We start from the raw sequence: 20,808 nt of genomic DNA, 5'->3' as shown, positions 1-20,808 counted from the left end.
GCGGCCTGCCCGTTCCCCGCAAGGACCGTCCTTGGTTCCTCAGCCCCGCGTCCCGCTGATGTTGACCATCCAGGGGATGCCGAACCGGTCCGTGCACATGCCGAACACATCGCCCCACATCTGCTTCTCCAGCGGGACCGAGACTCCGGCGCCGGCGCCGGCGGACAGCATGTCCCAGTAGCCGCGGAGCTCCGCCTCGTCGTCGCCGCTGAGGCTCACCGCGAAGTTGTTGCCCGGGGTGTGCTCCATCCCCGGCGGAGTGTCGGCGCCCATCAGCGTGAAGCCGCTGGGGGTCTCCAGCATCCCGTGCATGATCTTGTCGGCACCCGGGGTGTCCTTCTGGCCGAACTCGCCGAAGGTGTTGAGTGCCAGCGTGCCGCCGAAGACCTCCTTGTAGAACTCCATCGCCTGGCGGGCGTCGCCGCCGAAGCTGAGATACGGGTTGAGTCGCGAGGTCATGAAATCCTCCCGGATCCGGGCAAATCATCAGGTCCGCGCAGACTAGCGCGAGGACGACCCCGGCAGGCGGCGACCTGCGCGCAGGTTGCCCCGACCGGCCGGTGGCGGCAGCTCGCCTCCTCCTCCACCACGCAGCCGGACGACCGGCGGTGACCGTCCGCCGGCGAGGCCGGCCGGGTCCCGGTGCCGCACTGGTTGAGCGCCGGGTGACCGGTGGCCGAACTCTTCGCTGCACCCTGCCCGTTGGACGTGATCTGCACGGATACTCGCGGTGTTCCACACCTCCCGCACCGCCCGTACCGCTCCCACGTCCCGCAGAGCCCGGAGGCACCATGGACCGCACCACCCGTCGCGCAGCCGTCACCACGATCGCCGCCGCACTCGCCGGAGCCGCCCTCGCGCCCGCCGCCCAGGCCCTGGCGGCCGAACCCGCCCACAGGGCCCGCCCGTTGCGCCGCGCGCACGCGCACAACGACTACCTGCACACGCGGCCCCTCCACGACGCGCTGGCCCACGGCTTCACCAGCCTCGAGGCCGACATCTTCCTCGTCGACGGGGAGCTCCTCGTCGCCCACGAGCCCGCCCAGCTCGACCCCACCCGCACCCTCCGCTCCCTCTACCTGGACCCGCTGCTCGCCCGGGTGAGGGCCAACCACGGCTCGGTGCACCGCGGTTACCGGCGTCCCGTGCAGCTGCTCGTGGACATCAAGAACGACGGGGTGAACACCTACCTCGAACTCGACCGCCAACTCCAGGCATACCGCCGGATCCTGAGCACCTACGCCCACGGCCGGGTGCACCCCGGCGCCGTCGCTCCCGTCATCTCCGGCGACCGGGCCGCCCGCGCCCCCATGGAGGCCCAGCGCATACGCCACGCCTTCTACGACGGCCGCCTCGACGACCTCGCGGCCCCCGCGCCCGCGCCCGCCTCCTTCATCCCGCTGATCTCCAGCAACTGGACGCAGAGTTTCACCTGGCAGGGCAACGGCCCGTTCCCCGCCGTCGAGCGCGAACGGCTGCGGTCCATCGTCTCCACGGCCCACGACCGCGGGCAGCGCGTCCGCTTCTGGGCCACCCCCGACGCACCGGGCCCGGCGCGCGATGCCGTCTGGTCCGAACTGCTGAACGCCCGCGTCGACCACATCAACACCGACGACCTCTCCGGCCTGGAACAGTTCCTCCGCGCCCGCGGCGCGTAACCGCCCCGGTCAATCCCCGCGTCAACAATCACCCGATCAGCGGACACGCCAGTCGGCCATCCGGCGCCTCCACTCCGCCACACTGGCGACCGAATGCCGCAATTCCGACGCGGCGTCGAAGGAGGTTGGGGGATGGCCGTGTCCGTCTCAGTCGTACTGCTGCTGCTCGTACTCGCGGTGATCTATCTACGCAACGGGGGCCTGAAGATCTCGCACGCACTGGTCTGCGCCCTGCTCGGGTTCCTCCTGGCAGGCACGAGCATGGCGCCCACCATCCAGAACGGGGTGTCCGCCACCGCGGACGTGGTCAGCAGGCTCAAACCCTGAGAACCGGCACCGCCCCGGAGACTGCGGGCGACAGGGTCCCGCTCCGGGCGTTCAATGGACGGTATGCGTGCTGGTAAGGGCGTGCGACTCCGCAGGAGCGGCACCCTGGGCGTATCGGGCCTGGCCGCTCTGCTCGCCGGGGCGACGGCCCTGACCCTGGCCGCGTCCGCGCCCACCCCGCCGCCCACCCCCGCACCCACCCCCTCGGAGTCCGCCCCGAAGCCACCCCCGCTCGAGCCCCCGCCGCTGCTCACCCAGGCCGACGTGGACGCCGCCGTCGCCAAGCTGGACGGTGTCGTCGAGGACATGATGAAGCGCACCGGCGTGCCCGGGGCGGCCGTAGGCGTCGTGTACAAGGACCGGGTGGTCCACCTCAGGGGCTTCGGCGAGCGCAAGGTCGGCGAACCCGGGACCGTCGGGCCGGACACCGTCTTCCAGCTGGCCTCGCTCTCGAAGCCGATCGCCTCCACCGTCGTCGCGGGGGCCGTCGGCGACGACGTCGTCGGCTGGGACGAGACGGTGGCCCGGCACCTTCCCGGCTTCGCGCTCAAGGACCCGTGGGTGAGCGCCCATGTCACGGTCACGGACCTGATGTCCCACCGCAGCGGGCTGCCCGACCACGCCGGCGATCTGCTGGAGGACCTCGGCTACGACCAGGCGTACATCCTCGGCCATCTGCGCGACGAGCCGCTCGACCCGTTCCGCGCGAGCTACGCGTACACCAACTTCGGCTTCACGGCCGGCGCGGAGGCCGTGGCCCGGGCCAGGGGAGTGAGCTGGGAGAAGCTCAGCGCCGACACCCTCTACAAGCCGGCCGCGATGGACTCCACGAGCTCCGCCTTCGCCGACTACGAGAAGGCCACGAACAAGGCCGTCACCCACGTGAGGACCGCTGACGGCACCTGGCAGGCGAAGTTCGTCCGGGACGCGGACGCGCAGGCACCGGCCGGCGGCGTCAGCTCCACCGCGAGCGACATGACCCGCTGGCTGCGACTCCAGCTCGCCAACGGGAAACTCGACGGCAAGCGGATCATCGACGCCGAGGCCCTGGAACACACCCACCTTCCCGAGATCGTCTCCCAGCCCCCCACGGCCCCCGCCGCACGCGCCGGCTTCTACGGCCTGGGCTGGAACGTCGGCTACGACAACCAGGGCAGGCTCCGCCTCAGCCACTCCGGCGCCTTCGAACTCGGCGCCAACACCAACGTGACCATGCTGCCGGGCGAGCAGCTCGGCATCGTCGTCCTCACCAACGGCCAGCCCGTAGGCATGGCCGACTCCGTCGCCCTCGACTTCTTCGACACCGTCCAGTACGGCAAGCCCACCACCGACTGGCTGCCCCTGGTCGCCGGGCTCTACGAGCAGGAGCAGGAGCGGGGCAAGTCCCCCACGGACTACGCCGATCCGCCCGCGAAGCCGAGGCCCGCCCGCGCCGACGGCGCCTACACCGGGACGTACTCCAGCGCCTACTACGGCAAGGCCGTCGTCACCACGGACCGGGACGGACTCGTCCTCGAACTGGGGCCCGAACCCATGCGGTTCGACCTGACCCACTACGACGGCGACACCTTCAGCTACGAGACGACGGGCGAGAACGCGGTCGGAGCGACCGGAGTCACCTTCACCGTCGACCCGGGCGGCAAGGCCACCGGGTTCCGGGTCGAGTACCTCGACGAGAACGGCCTCGGCACCTTCAGCCGCGACTGAGGCGAAGCCCCGGTCGTTTCGCGATCATGAGGCGCCCGTGAAACCGCCGCGCACGGGGCCGCTGTACGACAACAACTGGGCGCCGATCACCATCGGCCCCGACTGTACGGCGTACGTGGGGGTCTTCAACGGCATCGTCGCCGTGCGCGACACCCAGCACTGAACCGCCGGCGAGGACACGGATGCCCGGGGCCGGTCAGGGTGCGGCCCCGGGCATCCACCTCGCCTCCCGGACTCAGGTGATGTTCGGCATCTCGCCCTCGGTGGTCGTGACGTCGATGACGGCGAACGCCGCACCCTGAGGGTCGACGATGGCCGCGAAGCGGCCGAAGGGGCTGCTCATCGGCCCGAACACCACCTTGCCACCCAGCTTCTGCGCGCTCGCCACCGCGGCGTCGCAGTCCGGGACGGTGAAGTAGACCTGGATGTAGGACGGGATCTCCGCGGGGAACTCCTCCGGGGTCATCCTCATCCGGCCGAGCACCGGGTCCGCTCCGAGGTCGAAGAGCTTGAAGTCGACGTTCTCGTCCTCGATCGTCTTCACGCCGTAGCCGAAGACCGTGGGGAAGAACGTGTCGGACTTCTCCGGTTCACGGGTGAAGACCTCCGCCCAGCAGAAGGCGCCGGGCACATTCTGCGCCTCGAAGCCCTCGTGCGTGCCGGCCTGCCAGACACCGAACACGACGCCGCTCGGATCCTGGGCGAGGCACATCGAGCCGAAGTCGCCGACCTCCATCGGCTCCATGAGGACGGTGCCGCCGTTCTGGCGGATCTTCTCTGCGGTCGCGGCGGCATCCGGCGACGCCAGATACAGACACCACTGCGACTGGCCTTCCTGGCCCTGCATCGGCGGGACCACGGCGGCGACGGCCTTCCCGGCGGCGTACGCCTGCGTGTAGTTCCCGTACTCCGACGAGGCCTCGCCGAACGTCCAGCCCAGGAGCTCGCCGTAGAAGCTCTTCGCTCCCTCCACGTCGGAGAACATCGCATCGGCCCAGATCGGCGTGCCTTCAGGTTGTGCAGCCATGACTGACTCTCTCTGCTGTCTGCGGGGTGAGGTGTGCTTGTGTCGGATGTCCTGAGCACCACGCTAGTGAGAGCGACGTCGTCCCGCGCGATGACACCGCAATCACGCCCGGGACGCCTGCGACACCGGGTAGCGTGGCGAGAACACGCCGATGCCGTTCGGTACGGGACGCTCTGCCCCGCCGCTCGGATGGTTGCGTACCGTCACCGCATCCGCTCCGGCGTTCCGTGCGACCAGGGTCGACGAGCCACCGCCGTCCAGACTGAAGGCGTCCACCGACCCGGCGTCCCGCATCACGGCCGCCACCTCGGCGATCGTCAGTCCGGTGCGGAACTCCGGGGCACCGTCGAGGGCGAGCAGCAGCAGCCTGTGCCCGCCGTCGGCGATCCCGGCCGCCGTGCGCACGGCGGCCGTCACGGCATCCAGGCCGGGCAGCGGGGCCCCGCCGCGCAGCACCGGGTAGCCGCCCACCGCGAAGCGGTAGGGGGCCCGGCTGCGCGCCTCGACCAGCCGGTGCCGTACGGTCACCCGGTCGCCGACGGCGAGCCCGCGCAGCTGGGCGGCCCCGGCGTCCCGGCCGACCAGCACCTGCGTGTCCGGGGCGATCGCGCCCCGCCCCGGTGTGGCGGCCACCGAGACGACCCGGCCGCGCCGCAGCGTCACCTCATGCGTGTCCGAACTGCACGGCGCCGCCCGGTTCGTATCCGTACCGCACGTCGCACGGACCCGGGAGACGGCGCCCCAGTCGGACGTGAACGCGCCGATCGAGCCGACCGGGAGTGCGTACTGGTTGAGCCCACCCAGCGGCAGCCTGCCCTCGGCGGTGAACACACTGCCGTCCAGGGCCAGTCGGCCGAGCCGTGCCCGGCCGTCGCTGCCCACGCCCAGGACGTCCCGCGTCGACGTGCCCGGCGGCAGCGCCGGTCCGAACCGCTGGCCGTTCGGCACCGCGGCCTTGAGCTGCCGGCCACCCGCGATCGCCGGGCCCACCGGGGCTCCTGTCGCCTCGACCCCGGGGTGCTGGGTCTCCGTGATGTTGAAGAAGTCGCCGTTGACGGCGGCCGCCGCACCGCTGCCGTCGGCGAGTGACGACAGTGGTGCCCGGGCGCCGACCGCCCTGGGGTACAGCAGACCCACCGAGACCTGGGGGCTGCGCAGGTCCACCGAGAGAAGATGGGCCCGGGCGGGGCCGTTCGAGGCATCGATGCCGAACTGCCGGTACTGCACACCCGGTGCGAGCCGCACCCAGACGGGTGCCTGCGCGGCGGCGGGAGCGGGAGCGGCGGTCGCAGGCGTGGCCGCCGCGAGTCCCGTCACCACCAGGGAGCACCAGGTGAGCACCCCGCCGAGCACCGTACGGACCACGTCACCCCGGGCACCGTGCGTACGACGTGTCGTCACTGTCGCTCCCCACGTCCGGCCAACTCGCATTATATGCAGAAGAGTTGACCAGACCGGGAAGGCTAGGAACCGACCAGCCGGGAACGGATCAGGAAACGCACACCTTCCGGTGCCTCCAGCGAGAATCCACTGCCGCGGCCCTCGACGACGTCGACGATGAGCCGGGTGTGCCGCCACGCCTCGTACTGGCTCGCCGACATCCAGAAGGACACCGGCTCGTCCACGCCGTCGACGGACAGTGCGGCCAGCAGCACGTCCGAGCCGCCCGTGCGGAACTCGCCGTCCGGATAGCACATCGGCGCGCTGCCGTCGCAGCAGCCGCCGGACTGATGGAACATCAGGGGCCCGTGCGCCGCCCGCAGCCGCCGCACCAGCTCGGCGGCCGCGGGAGTGAGCTCCACGAGGGGGGCCCGTGCGGCGTCCCCGGTCATCGGACGAAGCCGCGCTGTTGTGTCGAGCAGCTCACCCGCGGATGCGCCGTCGCATGTCGGTCCATGTGCAGCCCCTCTCCTGACCGGTCCACGTATCGGATGCCGCTGAGGCAGTGGCCAGTCAACTCCCTACGAGGTTGCGAGGAGGTTGCAGGGGGGCGGCGCAGCCCAGGGTCCGGCGGTCCAAGCCGCAGGCGGGTCAGGGGGCATCGCCTCATGACCTTCGGTGAGTCGGGTCCGGCGTCGCGCCGTGGGACGGGCCGGTGAGTCGTCGCGAGCGGCTCGTCGAGTGCCTCGCCCGGCCTTGGGGCGGGCGGGGGAGCATGAATTTCGGACAGAGGCCCGACGTGGGCGAACGCGGTGATCTCCGAGTAATTCGTCGTGCCCCGATCCCTGTTGCGCCGGTCGTCGGGTCGACGAACGGCGGGCCCGCGGACCCGCCGGCCGGCAAGCGCAGCCGGCCAAGGGCTGTTTCGGCTCTGTGTCCACGTCCCCACCGCAGGGCCGGGCTGTCGCTCACGTCTCGGGCGGGGCGGGTGAGCGTTCAACAGGAATGACCGGGGGCGGGTGCGCCTCTGCCGGGAGTCAGGGGCCGGTACGCGGTGCATTCCTGATCGCTCGTCAGACCGCTTTTGTATTCCGTCGGCTCGGCCCCGTCGGCTCCGGAATTCGGTCACTGCCTGCCGCATGGGCTTCGCGCAGTGAATACGTGGCTGCTGGACGCGTGTAGACCGGCCGAAAGGCGACCTTGTGCCGGAACTAACCGGAGTTCAAGCTTCCTAGCACGCACCGCGTTTGTCAGGGCCATGACCCACGGGTCGTCGTCCGGCCGACGCGGTGCGCGTGGGCCCGCACACCCAACGGGCCCACAGGACCCCCACATGGAGGATGTAGTGAACACCAGGCGCTTCCCCCTCGGCGGCCCCCGCAGACGAGCGACGCGGCTGATCGCCGTGGCTGCCGGACTGCTGGCCGTCACCGCGCTGACTGCTCCCACGGCGACAGCCGAATCCACCTCCGGCGCCGCCCCCACTGCGGCATCGCTGGCGCAGGCGAACGACGCCGTTCGCAGCGCCGACATCGCCGGAACGGCGTGGTACACCGACAAGGCGACCGGCAAGGTCGTCGTGACGGTGGACAGCACCGTCTCCGCCGCGGAAATCTCCGCTATCAAGAAGGCCGCGGGCGACCGGGCCGGTTCCCTCAAGATCACGCGCACGCCCGGCATGTTCAACAAGCTCATCGCGGGCGGCCAGGCCATCTACACCGGCGGCGGCCGCTGCTCTCTCGGCTTCAACGTACGCAGCGGCTCGACGTACTACGCCCTGACCGCGGGCCACTGCACCAACATCGGCAGCACCTGGTACACGAACTCCGCCCAGACCACCGTCCTGGGCCCGACCGCAGGCTCCAGCTTCCCCACCAACGACTACGGCATCATCCGGCACTCCAACGCCTCGGCCGCGGACGGCCGGGTCTACCTCTACAACGGCACCTACCGCGACATCACGTCGGCCGGCAACGCCTCCGTCGGCCAGTCCGTCCTGCGCAGCGGCAGCACCACCGGCCTGCACGGCGGGACGGTCACGGGTCTCAACGCGACCGTGAACTACGGAGGCGGGGACATCGTCCACGGCCTCATCCAGACCAACGTCTGCGCCGAGCCCGGCGACAGCGGCGGCGCCCTGTTCTCCGGCACCACCGCGCTCGGCCTGACCTCAGGCGGCAGCGGAAACTGCTCCTCCGGCGGCACCACGTTCTTCCAGCCGGTCACGGAGGCGCTGAGCGCCTACGGGGTGAGCGTCTTCTGATGAAGCGCCATCTCTGAAGCGACGTCGACGGGCCCCTCTTCGGAGGGGCCCGCTCGGCGTTCGCGCGAAGCGGCCACCGGGCCCGCCCACGACGAACCTCCAAGCCGCCGCCGAGGGGCGCGGAAGCCGCCGAACGGCTTCCGCGCCCCTTTCGCCCGCCCCCTGCCGTCGGTCACGACACGGCGGGATCGAGCACCACGGGCAGCTCTGCGAGACCGCGGAAGGCCGGGAACGGCACCTCCATCCACTTCGGCTCACCCGCGGGGTCGGCCAGGGCCATCCTCGGGAACCGGGTGAACAGCCCGGTGAGGGCCAGCTGCATCTCCAGCCGGGCGAGCGGAGCTCCCAGGCAGTAGTGACTGCCCTGCCCGAACCCCAGGTGGGCGCTCTGGGCGTTCCCCGGTCGCGTCACATCGAACTCGTCCGGGGAGTCGAACTTCAGCGGATCGCGGTTGGCCGAGCTGAGCGCGATCTGGACCAGAGCGCCCTTCGGAATCCGCGTCCCGCTGAACTCCACGTCCTCGGTCGCGTAGCGGAACGTCGCGCTCTCCACGGAGCCGTCGTACCTCACGAGCTCTTCCACCGCCGGACCGACCAGCTCCGGGTTCTCCTGCACGGCGCGCAGCTGTGCGGGATTGGCCAGGAAGTGGTACACGGCATTGCCGATGAGGTACGCGGTCGTCTTGTGACCCGCGAACATCAGCAGGAACGCCGTCGAGACCAGCTCGTTCTCGGTGAGCCCGCCGTCGTTGTCCCGGACCGCGGTGAGCGCGCTGAGCAGGTCCTCACCCGGACGGCTCCGCTTGCGCGCGATGAGTTCCGAGAAGTACGCGTGCAGGCCCTCCTCCGCCTTCTGCTGGGCCCGCTTGGACTCCTCGCTGAAACCGGTCTGTGCCACCGTGGTGGACAGCTGGTGCATGTGCGAGCGCTCCTCCGGCGGCACGCCGAGCAGTTCGCAGATCACGGTGATCGGCAGCGGGAACGCGAACGCGGGCAGCAGATCGAACCGTTCCCGGGTCGGGCACTCGTCGAGCAGCTTCTCGGCGATGGCGTGGATCTGCGGCCGCAGGGCTTCCACACGGCGCGGCGTGAACGCGGAGTTGACCAGCTTCCGCAGCCGGGTGTGCTTGGGCGCGTCGGAGTTGAGCATGTTGTCGTCCAGCGCCACCGACGAGTCACCGAAGATGCTCCGGTAGGCGTCCAGGGCCCCGTACATGTCCTTGCTCAGCCGCGGATCCGACAGGGCGGCCCGCGCGTCCTCGTACCGGGTGATCAGGTACGTCTCGTTGCCGTGCGGCGGTCTCATCGGGCAGACCGGCGCCGTGTCCCGGAGGTGGGCGTAGACCGCGTGCGGGTTGCGCCTGTACTCCGGGGTGCACCGCTCGGCCGCGGCGACGGGATCTTGCATGGTGGTCACGGACGACTCCTCAGGTCGAAGAGGGCCTCGGCGTTGCCGCCGAGGATGAGCTGCTGGGACGCCTTGTCCACCGGCAGCTTCTCGATCATGCGGATGAAGTCCTCCAGCGGCGCCGCCATGGGCGGTGAGTCGGTGCCGAACAGCATCCGTTCGGGCCCCAGGACCTCGGCGTTGAGGCTCAGGTGTGCCGGGCTGAACGGGCTGGTGTCGACGTACATGCGCTGGAGCGCCGCGGCCGGGTCGGCCGCCGGCGGGTTCTCCGCCGGCGGCGGGGCGGAGGGCTGCGCCGACGGCGGGGCGGAGGGCGGCGCCCCCCCGCCCCAGTGCCGGGGGCGCGCCGCCGTCTGCAGGCGCTCCGGCAGCAGCGCCATCGCGCCGCCGCCGGTCGCACCGATCAGCCGCAGACCGGGATACTTGTCCAGCCATCCCGCGAACGCGATCATGGCCATGCCCATCGTGACGTCGCCGAAGCGGCCGATCTGCTCGACGAAGCCGATGTTGTCGACCCGCTCCGTGCCGACCGGTTCGGCCGGGGCGTGCACCAGGACCGGCACTCCCGCCTCGGCGGCCAGCGCGAAGAAGGAGTCGGCACGCGGGGAGCCGAGCAGCTCGCCATGGACGCTGGACGTGGTGATCAGGCCGACGAAGGCGGGGTCCGCCAGGGTCTCCCTGACTCCTTCCAGGTGATCGTCGTCGCCGAACGGGTTGGCGTACACGTACCCGCGCAACTGGTCCGGGAACTTGGCGATCAGGCCTGACATCCAGGTGTGGAAGCCGCGCAGCCGGTCTCGTGGTTGCGCGTAGTTGTCGACGCCCGGGACCCGCGCCATCGCTCCGGCGCCGACCGGGCTGCCGATGACGGTGAGGTCGATCCCGGCCTGGGCGCGAGCGGCGAGCATGCCGTCGACGTCGGTCAGGCTGGGGGGCATGGGGAAGCGTTTGGCCGCCTCCGGTGGGGACAGGTGCCCGTGGATGTCGATGATCATGTGTCGGTTCCCGGGTTCGGTGTGAGTGCGCGGGTGACCGCGGCACAGTCCTCGTCGCCGAGCCCTTGCTCGGTGGCGCGGACGTGCGTCTCGGCTGCTGCGGCTGCGAGGGGCAGACGCAGGCCGGCCTCCGCAGCCTGCTTCGTAGCGAGCATGAGGTCTTTGGCCATCAGCCGCAGCCGGAAGTCCGGCTCGTCGAAGCGGTCGGCGGCCAGGCGCCTCGACTTGAACGCCATGACCGGCGAGGCGAAGCCGCTGCCCGCGATCGTCCTGAGAACCAGCTGTCGGTCGAGCCCCGTGGCGGACGCCAGTTCGGTGGCCTCGGCCAGCGCCTGCACCTCTATCCCCATGAGCAGGTTGAGGAGCAGCTTCATCCGCATGCCGGAACCGAGCGCGCCCAGATGGACGACCTCCTTGCCCAGCATCTCCAGCAGCGGCCGGGCCACGGTGAAGGCCCGCTTCTCGCCGCCGACGAACAGCCGCAGCTCGCCGTCGCGGGCGTGCTCACGGTTGCCGAGCATGCCGACGTCCAGAACCGAGGGCACCTCCCCGGCGATGCTGACGACCTCTTCGGGGGCGACGGTGCTGGCGCAGATCAGCGTGCCCGGGTAGGCACCCCTGGCCAGGACCCCGTCCGGTCCGCGGAGCACGGTGCCGAGGGCTTCGCCGTCGGCAACGGTGCAGATGGCGGCTCTTGTGCCCTCGACGGCATCGGCCGGGTGGGCGGCCGCGACGGCGCCCGCCTTGGCGAGCGGCTCGGCCCGTTCCGAGGTGCGGTTCCAGACCCGCACCTGTATGCCTTGGTCAAGGAGGCGGGTCGCCAGGCCGGTGCCCATCCTGCCGAGACCGAGGACGGCGACAGGTCCGTCTATGGTGCGCGTCATGACGTCTCCTTCGTGGTCTCCTTGACGACCCGGAACCGCAGGGACTGCGTCGAGTCGACCCACTTGCGGAGCGGGGCCACCAGTGCGCGGTGGTCCTCGCTCTGCTGCCAGGCGAAGAAGTGCTCGGGTGTCTCCCACTCGCTGGTGATCACCCACTGGCGGGAGTCGTCAACGGGCTCTCCCAGCCTCTCGATGATGTGACCGGGGCTTCCGGCGACGGACTTCCGGATTTGGTCGTACATGTCCAGAAACCCTTGCTCGCCGCCCTCGATCACACGGACCGCGAAAACGACGGACAGCTTTTCGGCCGAATGGCCCTTCTGCTTGATGTCCATGTCTCCTCCTGATGGTGAGATCCGGCAGGACACGACTCCTACCGACTCATGCCCCCCGTGGCGTCGCAACTCCGAATGGGGGACAGGCCAGTGGGGACAAGGGCTCACGCTCGGTTGTTAGCCTGTTCGGGTGAGTAACGAGGCGTCCCGTTTCGCTGCGCCGGGGCACGGATGGCGTCACCCGAAAGGGGCGCCGACCGCTCCGCGCCGACCGGCTTTTCGATCACGTCCCACGACGTCGGCCTGCCCGGCGGAGAGCAGGCCGGCCAGGCGCGGTCCACGACCCTTCACCGGCGCCCCGAACCCGGCTGATTCAGGCCGTGGCCGGCGGTTTCCTCGATCGATGCCCGGTGGAACTCGTCGTCGAGGACGGCCCGGAAGTCGCCGTAGGGCGACAGCCGTGTGCCGTACGCCGTGTGTCGTACGCCGACACCGCCGGAGCGCGGAGCGGATCTGCGGGGTGATCGTGCCCATACGGGCCAGGGCGCGCAGCGCGTCACGGAACTGCCCGTACCCGTCCTTCCCCTCGGCGACAGGCCGGACGAACGCCTCCAGCACCGACACGCTCGGTTCCGCCTCGCCGGTGATCGACCACAGCGTCGCGATGGCGGCCTGCATCCGGACCCGACCCCGCGAGTTCGCGATGATGTGCCGCACCCGGTCGGCGTACGGCGCGGCCGCGGGCCCGAAGCCGGCCGGCAGACGGACCCGTCCCCAGCACGGTCCCTCCTCCTTCGGCGCCGCGTCGCCCAGCAGTTGCAGCGCCGACGGCCGTCACCGCCGATACGCCGGGCGGCCCACGCCACATGCCACCGGTTCGGCTCGTGGTCGAGGATCGCGCAACGCCGGACCGCCGACTCGGCCGTCATGGCGGCCGGCCCCATGGCCGCCGGCGCGTCGGCGGCGCGGAGCGAGCTGCGGGCGTCGGAGAGCAGCGGCACCACCTCCGTGAGCGCGGGCAGGGCGTCCGGTCCCCACGCTTCCCGTACCCGCCAGATCTCCCCGGTCAGCGGCCCCGGGCCGCCGTTGTGATCGCCGGAGTTCCGCAGCACCTCCCGCAGGCCGGGCAGCAGGACGCCCGCGTGCTCCCGCAGCGGCATCAGGACGTCGGCGATCTCGGACAGCCGTGGGTCCCCCCAGGACGCAGCTGCGCGAACAGAGCTCCCGGTAGGGCTCGTAGAGCCGCTCGACCAGTCCCGGAAGGGCGCGTGCGTCGCCCATCCGGGTCAGCGCCCGGAGCGCGTATGCGCCGACGGTGCCCTCGGCGTACCCGTCCGTCCCGGGGCCGTAGACGAGGGTGGCGAGCCGATCGGCGCAAGGAGCTGCCTGCCGACCGAGGGCCGCCAGGAGGCGGGTGGCCCTTGAGCCGCACCTCGGCATCCGGGTCCTCCAGCAGTTCTCCTGACAGGGGCAGCAGTGAGGGGCCGCGGACCGCCGCCACGAGAAGCCGCCACGCCTCGTCCAGGGCGGCCAGGCACAGCTCCGTGTCCCCGGGCCGTAGGGCCGGCCGGACCACGAGTGCGGTCGCTGTCGCCGCATCGTGCGCGGACAACCGGTGAACGCGGTGGACGGCGGCCCGGAGGGGGAGTGCGTCCTCGATGCCGGGCTCGCACCAGGCCGACTCCGGCCTCGGCCGGGCCGTGGGGTCGGAGAGGATCTCCATCAGCAGCGCTACCTCAGGTCGCCCGGCGCTCTCATGCCTCGATGGGCACCGTGGCGCCGGGCTCCCGGTGAGGGCACGAGGGCCCAGGCTGGTCTCGAGGGATCAGGCCGGCCCGTGGGCTCAGTCCGGTCCGCAGGTCCTGGGGCAGGCGCGGATCAGGTGACGGGGCCGTTGTGGTGGCAGTAGGCGGGGTTGCTGGCGGCGGGTTCGGAGAGGTCGCTGCGGGAGAACTTCATGGCGGTCCGGGTCTGGATCCCGTATCCGCCGTCCGCCGAAATGCGCAGCTGGCGCTGTACGTTGATCAGTGCGGCCTTCGTCTTCGGACCGAAATCGCTGTCGACGGCGATGTTCTGGCCGTAACAGACCTTCAGGGCCCGCTGCAGGGCCCAGACGGCCTGGCTGACGCTGCCCTGGTGCAGGTAGCAGATGGTGCTGCCGTTGGAGGCGACGGGCATCCAGTTGGCACCGCCCGGCCCGTCGTCGAGCCGGTCCATCTTGGTGACGCACTGCGGGGTGGCGGCCACGGCCGTCGTGGTGGGGAGGATGGTGAGCCCCACCGCGCAGGCGAGAGTGGCGACGAGCGACAGGGCTGTTCTGGGGACGCGCAAGGGTGTTGTCCCTTCAAGCCAGGGACTCGGCCGGGAGAGTTCCCGGCCGAGTCCGTAACAGAGTCGGCTCACGCTATGGCACGGGCGTCCGCACGGGAAGGCCGCGCAGACGAAGTGAGCTTCGCGGCCCTCGCTGCTCGCGAGTGACCCCCGCGACCCGGATCATCGAACGCCGCCTCCGGGTCTCCGACGCAGAGTCGGAACCTTCGGGGGCGTACGCGTCGTACGGCTCCAGGCGGCGTGATGGCCGCGAGGCCGCTGGCCCGCGCGATGCAGCAGGTCGCCGCGGGTGTCATGTGCCCACCCGGCATCCGCCCAGGTCAGGTGCCCGAACCTGGGCCTGCCGGATGCGCGGAAACCGGACGGGTGCCGTGCCGAGTCCTGCGAGGCAGGAAGATCAAGAATGCGGTCAGCGAGGCTGCTCGTCGCGCGCCGCGTTCTTCTCCTTGATGCGCGCCGCTTCCTTGCGGACCTCGGCCTGGGTGGCGCGCTCCTTCTGCAGCCACTCGGGGAGGTCACTCTTCAGCGCGTCGATCTGCTCCGTGGTGAGCGGCTCGGTGATTCCGCCACGCGCGAGGCCCGAGATCGAGATGCCCAGCTTCGCCGCGACCACCGGCCGCGGGTGCGGACCGTTGCGGCGCAGCTCCTGGAGCCACTCGGGCGGATCGGCCTGCAGCGCGTTCAGCTCGGCCCGCGAGACGAGACCCTCCTGGAAATCGGCGGGGGTGGCCTCGAGGTACACACCCAGCTTCTTCGCCGCGGTCGCGGGCTTCATCGTCTGGGCGCTCTGGTGCGACGTCATGGTGCCAAGGGTATCGAACGTGTGCACTACGCCCGACCATGACAGGTAGCCTGTGAGAGTGACAGGCTCGGAAGTACCCCCTTCGTTCCGGCTCGCGTACGTCCCGGGAGTGACGCCCTCGAAGTGGGTGCGGATCTGGAACGAGCGGCTGCCCGGAGTCCCACTGGACCTCATCGCGGTCCCGGCCGCCGAGGCCTTCGACGTACTGCGGAGCGGCAGTGCCGACGCGGGGTTCGTGCGGCTTCCGGTCGACCGCACGGATCTCAGCGCGATCCCCCTCTACACCGAGACGACGGTGGTCGTGGTCCCGAAGGACCACGTCGTGGCGGCGGTCGACGAGGTGTCCGCCGAGGATCTTGCCGACGACGTCGTGCTGCACCCGCTCGACGACGTCCTCGGTTGGGAGCGCCTGCCGGGACGGCCCGCGATCGAGCGCCCGGCCACGACGGCGGACGCCGTCGAGCTGGTGGCGGCGGGCGTGGGAGTGCTCGTCGTCCCTCAGTCGCTCGCCCGCCTCCACCACCGCAAGGACCTCACCTACCGGCCGGTCACGAACGCCCCCGAGTCGCGCGTCGCGCTGTCGTGGCCGCAGGAGCAGACGACCGACCTGGTGGAGCAGTTCATCGGGATCGTCCGCGGGCGGACCGTCAACAGCACACGGGGTCGCCCCTCGACCCCGGCGCAGCCGAAGAGCAAGCGCGCGGAGACAGGCGGCGCCCAGCGGAAGCCCGCAGCCGGCAAGGCCACTGGCAGGGGCGCCGGCAAGGCGACCGGCAAGAGCCCGCGCAGCGCGGCCGGCGGCGGCCCCAAGAGCGGTAGGCGCGGCAAGCCCCGCCGTCGGTCCTAGCCCGGCCGAGCCCGCCGCCAGGACCGGTCGCGGCCCGGCTTCGGAGGCCCGTCCGGACCGCCGGACCGGACCGGCCTTGACCGGACCGGCTACGGACTGCCGCGTCAGCTGCTCAGTGCCGCCGCCACGACGGACCGGGCCTCCTCCTGCACGCGCGTCAGATGGTCAGGTCCCAGGAAGGACTCGGCGTACACCTTGTAGACGTCCTCGGTGCCCGAAGGGCGCGCGGCGAACCAGGCGTTGGCGGTGGTCACCTTGATGCCGCCGATGGGCGCCCCGTTGCCCGGAGCGTGCGTGAGCACAGAGGTGATCGGTTCCCCCGCAAGGCTGTCGGCCGTCACCTGGTCGGGGGAGAGACGGCTCAGTACCGCCTTCTCCTCGCGGGTCGCGGGGGCGTCGACGCGGGCGTAGGCCGGTTCGCCGAACCGGGCGGTGAGCGATGCGTAGTGCTCGCTCGGCGTCCGCTCCGTCACCGCCAGGATCTCGGACGCGAGCAGGTCCAGGATGATGCCGTCCTTGTCGGTGGTCCACACCGAGCCGTCCCGGCGAAGGAAGGAGGCCCCGGCGGACTCCTCGCCGCCGAACCCGAAGGAGCCGTCCATCAGCCCGTCCACGAACCACTTGAAACCGACCGGCACTTCGACCAGCTCGCGGCCGAGGTCGGCCGCCACCCTGTCGATCATGCTCGACGACACCAGCGTCTTGCCGACGCCTGCGCCGTCCGGCCACTGATCGCGATGGCTGTAGAGATAGGCGATGGCGGTGGCGAGGTAGTGATTGGGATTCATCAGCCCGCCGTCCGGGGTGACGATGCCGTGCCGGTCGGCGTCGGCGTCGTTGCCGGTGGAGATCTGGAAGCGGTCGCGGCGCTCGATCAGTGACGCCATCGCGTACGGGGACGAGCAGTCCATCCGGATCTTGCCGTCCCAGTCCAGCGTCATGAACCGCCAGGTGGGATCGGTGTGCGGGTTGACGACGGTCAGATCGAGGCGGTGTTCATCGGCGATGCGGCCCCAGTACGCGACGGACGCGCCCCCGAGCGGATCGGCGCCGATGCGCACGCCCGCGGCGCGCACGGCGTCCAGGTCGAGCACGGTCGGCAGATCTCGTACGTAGACGCCGAGGAAGTCGTACCGTTCGGTGGTCGGCGCGGCGAGCGCCGCCGCGTAGGGCAGTCGACGTACTTCCTTGAGACCGCCCGCGATGATCTCGTTGGCGCGCTCCTGGATCCAGCCGGTCGCGTCGGAACCGGCCGGCCCACCGTTCGGCGGGTTGTACTTGAACCCGCCGTCGGCCGGCGGATTGTGCGAGGGCGTGACCACCACCCCGTCGGCGAGGCCGGAGGAGCGCCCACGGTTGTGGGTGAGGATGGCGTGAGACACGGCCGGGGTGGGGGTGTAGCCGTCGGCGGTGTCGATGAGCACGGTGACGTCGTTCGCGGCGAAGACCTCCACGGCCGTCACCCGGGCGGGCTCGGACAGGGCATGGGTGTCGGCGCCGAGGAACAGCGGCCCGTCGGTGCCCTGCCGGGACCGGTACTCGCAGATCGCCTGGCTCGTCGCGGCGATGTGGTCCTCGTTGAAGGCGGTGTCGAGGGAAGACCCCCGGTGTCCCGACGTGCCGAAGGCGACACGCTGGGCGGGTTCGGCCGGATCGGGGTGCAAGGCGTAGTACGCGGTCACCAGCCGGGCCACGTCGATGAGGTCCTCCGGCCGCGCCTGCTGTCCCGCGCGCTCGTTCGGCATCCGTCCACTCCTCCACGTCGGTCGGTGCGATCAGTGCACGACTCATGATTGCCCCTCGGGCGCGTTTCATCCGACTGCACCTCCGCCGACAGCCCCGACCTGCAGGTAAATCGGTGTTCGACAGAGCCTCCCGCACATGACAATCAAGGACCACTACCGGGAGGGACACATGAGCCAGGCATACCTGACTCTCCACGAGCTGCTGCCGCCGCAGGAGCTGGCGTCGGCCCTCGACGCCGGGCACGTCACCTGCAAGCCGCACCCCGAACTGCCGCTGTCCCTCTACACGTACACGCGGACGTGCCAGTACGAGCGTGTCTGGAACCGGGTGACCACGCGCTGCCGCGGCCTGGTCGCCGACGACGCCACCGGCGAGATAGTCGCGCTGCCGCTGCCGAAGTTCTTCAACGTCGGCGAGCACGAGGCCGGTCAGCCGTACGCGCCTGCCCTCCCGGACGAGCCGTTCGAGGTGTACGACAAGGTCGACGGCAGCCTCGCGGTGGTCTTCCACTACGCCGGCCGGTGGCGGGTCGCGTCCAAGGGCTCGTTCATCAGCGCCCAGGCCACCTGGGCCCAGCGCCTGCTCGACGGCAAGGACACCTCCGCCCTGGTGCCCGGAGTGACCTACCTCGCCGAGATCCTGTACCCGCAGAACCGGATCGTCGTCGACTACGGCGACCGCCGGGACCTGGTGCTCCTTGCTGCCTTCGGCAAGGACGGCACGGAGATTCCGCTGACCGACGCCGCGGCCGGCTGGAACGGCATCGGTTCGGTCGTCACCGTCTGGCCGCCCATGCCGCTCGCCGAACTGCTCGCCCTGGCCGAGTCCAACCGGCTGCCCGGAGGCCGGGCAGCCACGGGAACCGACGCGGAGGGCTTCGTGTTGCGCTTCGCCTCGGGCGTACGGGCGAAGGCCAAGCTGTCCGAGTACGTACGGCTCCACAAGGTGCTCACCGGCGTCACCGAGCGCGACATCTGGCGCAGCCACGGCATCCAGCGCTTCGCGGGGCTGCCCGCCAAGCAGATGGCCCAGGCGCTGGGCTGCTCGACGGCGGACCTGGAGGCGTCCGGCGGCAAGCCGCTCGACGCCCTGCTGGAGCAGGTGCCCGACGAGTTCGACGCCTGGGTGCGCGAGGTGATCGCGCGGATCGAGAAGGACGTGGCCGACCGCGAGCGCGCGATCGACGAGGCGTACGCGTCCCTCGCCCATCTCGCAGGAGACCGGGGCGCCTTCGCCCGCGCCGTGAAGCAACTGCCCGACGCCGCCGTACGCCCCGCCATGTTCCTGCGCCTGGACGGGCGACCGACCGAGCTGGTGACGTACCGTTCCGTCCGGCCAGAGGCGCCCGACCCGTATCTGACCGACGAGGAGAACTGACCGTGCCCGTAGTACACGTCATGACGGGGCTTCCTGCCTCGGGGAAGACGACCGCCGCGCGCAGGCTGCAGGCGGAGTCCGAGGGCCGGATGCGCCGCGTGAACCTCGACGACCTGCGGTCGATGCTCGACGTCCCGGCGCCCGAGCGCGGCCGGTCCCATGCGCATGAGCAGACCGTGCTGGCCATCCAGGACGCGGCGGTGCGGGCGGCGGTCGACGACGGCTTCGACGTCGTCGTGGACAACACGCATCTGACGCCGCACATCCCCAAGCGTCTGAAGGCAGCGGTGGCCGGGCAGGCCGCCTTCGTCGTGCACGACTTCACCGACGTACCGCTCGACGAGTGCATACGGCGCGACGCCGAGCGGGACAGGGCGGTCGGCGAGGAGATCATCCGCATCCTGGCCGACAAGCACGAGAAGGTCAGGAGGGGCGGCTGGCAGCTCACCGACGCGTGGTTGAACGACGAGCCCTCGGTCAAGCCGTACGTCGCCGACCCGGCGCTGCCGGCGGCAGTGATGTGCGACATCGACGGCACGCTCGCCATCCGGGGCGACCGCGGCCCCTACGACTTCACCCGCTGCGACGAGGACCTGCTCAACGTGTCGGTGCGCGGGGCCCTGGGGTCCTTCCGGCGCGCCGACGGCGATGTCATCGTCCTGCTGTCGGGCCGAGGTGAGGAACACCGCGAGATGACGGAGGCCTGGCTGCGCCGGCACGAGGTCCCCTGCGACGAACTGTGGATGCGCGCCGCCGGCGACGGCCGCCGCGACGACGTCGTGAAGGCCGAACTCTTCGACCGTCACGTCCGCCACCGCTTCGCCGTGCGCGTCTCCCTGGACGACCGCGACCGCGTGGTCGCCGTCTGGCGCCGTATGGGCCTGCCCACCTGGCAGGTCAACTACGGCAACTTCTAGCCGGCCGGTGCCGCCGGGGTGGAGCACGTGCCACCCCGGCCTGCGGCGGTCCTGGGGCCGCTGCCGCTACAGGCGCTCCGGCTGAATGGCTGCGTACACCTCGCGCAGCACCGCGAGCACCGGATCGTCGACCGGGAACGTCACATCGTCGACGGCACTGAGCGTACGGACGCCGATCGAGGTGTTCGTGGCGAAGGCAGCCCGCAGGGACCGGAGTTCACCGGAGCGCACCGGACGCGTGACGCTCGGGCCGTGGGCCGCCTGGAGCAACCGCATGGTCACGCCCGGCAGTACATCGGCCTCCGGCCACACCACCGTTCCGGCATGGTCGACGAACCCGATGTTCCAAGTGGTTCCTTCCGAGATCCGGCCGCCGGATTCGACGAACAGAGCGTCGCCGAATCCGGCGAGCTGCGCCTGACGCCGCAGCCTGAGCTGACCGAAGAGCGCCACGTGCTTCACCGCGGCGGCGTCGCGGTGATAGGGAAGGCACTTCACGGTGAGCGGAGGCGGGGACAGGGCGCCGGCGGAACGGGTTGTGACGAGGACGTGCGGGTCCGCCTTCACGGCGGGGTGCAGCATGTCCAGCGCGGGATCGAAGACGGTGACCCGTACGGTGAACTCACCGGTCAGCCCTCCGACTTCACGCCGCACGCAGTCCAGCACCCGCTCGGTATCGAGTTCCGTCCCGAACACCGTGCGACAGTCCCGGACCAACCGGTCGAGGTGCAACGACAGTCCGCGGACCGCCCCGTCCTCCACGCGCATGGTGGTGAAGTGCCCGTAGTTCGTCAGGGCGAGCGCCAGCAGGTCGTCGGTCACCGCGGGCGCTCCGTTGACAGTGGCCATGCGGCAAGTGTGGCA

At 71.0% G+C, this 20,808-nt stretch carries 20 protein-coding genes; 8 read left to right on the top strand and 12 right to left on the bottom strand.

Going from position 1 to position 20,808, the window contains the following annotated elements:
- Window positions 1–39: 39 nt before the first annotated feature.
- The gene (locus tag ACWCP0_RS09410) at window positions 40–459 is read right to left on the bottom strand and encodes a VOC family protein (protein WP_451078252.1); all 420 of its coding nucleotides are present in this window, start codon (window positions 457–459) and stop codon (window positions 40–42) included.
- A 332-nt stretch (window positions 460–791) separates the two neighbouring features.
- On the opposite strand from ACWCP0_RS09410, the gene ACWCP0_RS09405 reads away from it, so the two are divergent.
- From ACWCP0_RS09405 to ACWCP0_RS09390, 4 genes are all read left to right on the top strand, one after another.
- Window positions 792–1,658, top strand: a complete 867-nt coding sequence (locus ACWCP0_RS09405) for a phosphatidylinositol-specific phospholipase C/glycerophosphodiester phosphodiesterase family protein (protein WP_451078251.1) — start codon at window positions 792–794, stop codon at window positions 1,656–1,658.
- A gap of 132 nt (window positions 1,659–1,790) precedes the next feature.
- Complete coding sequence (locus ACWCP0_RS09400; protein WP_351236603.1) at window positions 1,791–1,985, top strand: hypothetical protein; 195 nt, start codon at window positions 1,791–1,793, stop codon at window positions 1,983–1,985.
- 63 nt (window positions 1,986–2,048) lie between these two features.
- On the top strand, window positions 2,049–3,692 hold the full coding sequence (locus ACWCP0_RS09395) for a serine hydrolase (protein ID WP_451078250.1): 1,644 nt from the start codon (window positions 2,049–2,051) through the stop codon (window positions 3,690–3,692).
- 37 nt (window positions 3,693–3,729) lie between these two features.
- Entirely contained in the window at window positions 3,730–3,855 is a 126-nt protein-coding gene (locus ACWCP0_RS09390) for a hypothetical protein (protein ID WP_451078304.1), read from the top strand.
- A 72-nt stretch (window positions 3,856–3,927) separates the two neighbouring features.
- Here the strand turns inward: ACWCP0_RS09390 and ACWCP0_RS09385 are convergent, their stop codons facing one another.
- From ACWCP0_RS09385 to ACWCP0_RS09375, 3 genes are all read right to left on the bottom strand, one after another.
- Window positions 3,928–4,719 carry a VOC family protein gene (locus tag ACWCP0_RS09385; RefSeq protein WP_451078249.1) on the bottom strand — a complete coding sequence of 264 codons (792 nt, stop codon included), beginning with the start codon at window positions 4,717–4,719 and terminating at the stop codon, window positions 3,928–3,930.
- Window positions 4,720–4,821: 102 nt separating this feature from the next.
- Window positions 4,822–6,120, bottom strand: a complete 1,299-nt coding sequence (locus tag ACWCP0_RS09380) for a phosphodiester glycosidase family protein (RefSeq protein WP_451078248.1) — start codon at window positions 6,118–6,120, stop codon at window positions 4,822–4,824.
- Window positions 6,121–6,182: 62 nt separating this feature from the next.
- Window positions 6,183–6,551 carry a DUF779 domain-containing protein gene (locus ACWCP0_RS09375; protein WP_451078247.1) on the bottom strand — a complete coding sequence of 123 codons (369 nt, stop codon included), beginning with the start codon at window positions 6,549–6,551 and terminating at the stop codon, window positions 6,183–6,185.
- A gap of 881 nt (window positions 6,552–7,432) precedes the next feature.
- Here ACWCP0_RS09375 and ACWCP0_RS09370 point away from each other — a divergent pair.
- On the top strand, window positions 7,433–8,362 hold the full coding sequence (locus ACWCP0_RS09370; protein ID WP_451078246.1) for a S1 family peptidase: 930 nt from the start codon (window positions 7,433–7,435) through the stop codon (window positions 8,360–8,362).
- A gap of 172 nt (window positions 8,363–8,534) precedes the next feature.
- On the opposite strand, the gene ACWCP0_RS09365 is transcribed toward ACWCP0_RS09370, so the two are convergent.
- The 6 genes from ACWCP0_RS09365 to ACWCP0_RS09340 form a co-directional block, all read right to left on the bottom strand.
- Window positions 8,535–9,770, bottom strand: a complete 1,236-nt coding sequence (locus ACWCP0_RS09365) for a cytochrome P450 family protein (RefSeq protein WP_451078299.1) — start codon at window positions 9,768–9,770, stop codon at window positions 8,535–8,537.
- 5 nt (window positions 9,771–9,775) lie between these two features.
- Window positions 9,776–10,765: an amidohydrolase family protein gene (locus ACWCP0_RS09360; protein ID WP_451078245.1), complete on the bottom strand. Its 990-nt coding sequence runs from the start codon at window positions 10,763–10,765 to the stop codon at window positions 9,776–9,778.
- Window positions 10,762–11,649 (bottom strand): NAD(P)-dependent oxidoreductase, encoded by an 888-nt coding sequence (locus tag ACWCP0_RS09355; protein ID WP_451078244.1) that lies wholly within the window; start codon window positions 11,647–11,649, stop codon window positions 10,762–10,764. The genes ACWCP0_RS09360 and ACWCP0_RS09355 overlap by 4 nt, the downstream gene beginning before the upstream one ends.
- Window positions 11,646–11,984: an antibiotic biosynthesis monooxygenase family protein gene (locus ACWCP0_RS09350; protein ID WP_351233452.1), complete on the bottom strand. Its 339-nt coding sequence runs from the start codon at window positions 11,982–11,984 to the stop codon at window positions 11,646–11,648. Before ACWCP0_RS09350 ends, ACWCP0_RS09355 begins: the two co-directional genes overlap by 4 nt.
- A gap of 1,818 nt (window positions 11,985–13,802) precedes the next feature.
- Window positions 13,803–14,255: a peptidoglycan-binding domain-containing protein gene (locus ACWCP0_RS09345; protein ID WP_451078243.1), complete on the bottom strand. Its 453-nt coding sequence runs from the start codon at window positions 14,253–14,255 to the stop codon at window positions 13,803–13,805.
- A 409-nt stretch (window positions 14,256–14,664) separates the two neighbouring features.
- Window positions 14,665–15,057, bottom strand: coding sequence for a DUF5997 family protein (locus ACWCP0_RS09340; protein ID WP_451078242.1), 393 nt, complete (start codon window positions 15,055–15,057; stop codon window positions 14,665–14,667).
- A 58-nt stretch (window positions 15,058–15,115) separates the two neighbouring features.
- On the opposite strand from ACWCP0_RS09340, the gene ACWCP0_RS09335 reads away from it, so the two are divergent.
- Complete coding sequence (locus ACWCP0_RS09335) at window positions 15,116–15,904, top strand: LysR substrate-binding domain-containing protein (RefSeq protein WP_451078241.1); 789 nt, start codon at window positions 15,116–15,118, stop codon at window positions 15,902–15,904.
- 104 nt (window positions 15,905–16,008) lie between these two features.
- Here the strand turns inward: ACWCP0_RS09335 and pgm are convergent, their stop codons facing one another.
- Entirely contained in the window at window positions 16,009–17,649 is a 1,641-nt protein-coding gene (pgm, locus tag ACWCP0_RS09330; protein ID WP_451078240.1) for a phosphoglucomutase (alpha-D-glucose-1,6-bisphosphate-dependent), read from the bottom strand.
- A gap of 136 nt (window positions 17,650–17,785) precedes the next feature.
- On the opposite strand from pgm, the gene ACWCP0_RS09325 reads away from it, so the two are divergent.
- Window positions 17,786–19,027 (top strand): RNA ligase, encoded by a 1,242-nt coding sequence (locus ACWCP0_RS09325; protein ID WP_451078239.1) that lies wholly within the window; start codon window positions 17,786–17,788, stop codon window positions 19,025–19,027.
- A gap of 2 nt (window positions 19,028–19,029) precedes the next feature.
- Window positions 19,030–19,944 carry a phosphatase domain-containing protein gene (locus ACWCP0_RS09320; protein WP_451078238.1) on the top strand — a complete coding sequence of 305 codons (915 nt, stop codon included), beginning with the start codon at window positions 19,030–19,032 and terminating at the stop codon, window positions 19,942–19,944.
- 66 nt (window positions 19,945–20,010) lie between these two features.
- Here the strand turns inward: ACWCP0_RS09320 and ACWCP0_RS09315 are convergent, their stop codons facing one another.
- Window positions 20,011–20,793 (bottom strand): aminotransferase class IV family protein, encoded by a 783-nt coding sequence (locus ACWCP0_RS09315; protein ID WP_451078237.1) that lies wholly within the window; start codon window positions 20,791–20,793, stop codon window positions 20,011–20,013.
- Between the last annotated feature and the right edge of the window lie 15 nt (window positions 20,794–20,808).

This window comes from Streptomyces sp. NPDC001970, assembly GCF_053594115.1.
Note: the sequence above shows the minus strand (reverse complement) of the source record. Positions and strands in the feature narration are given on the sequence as shown.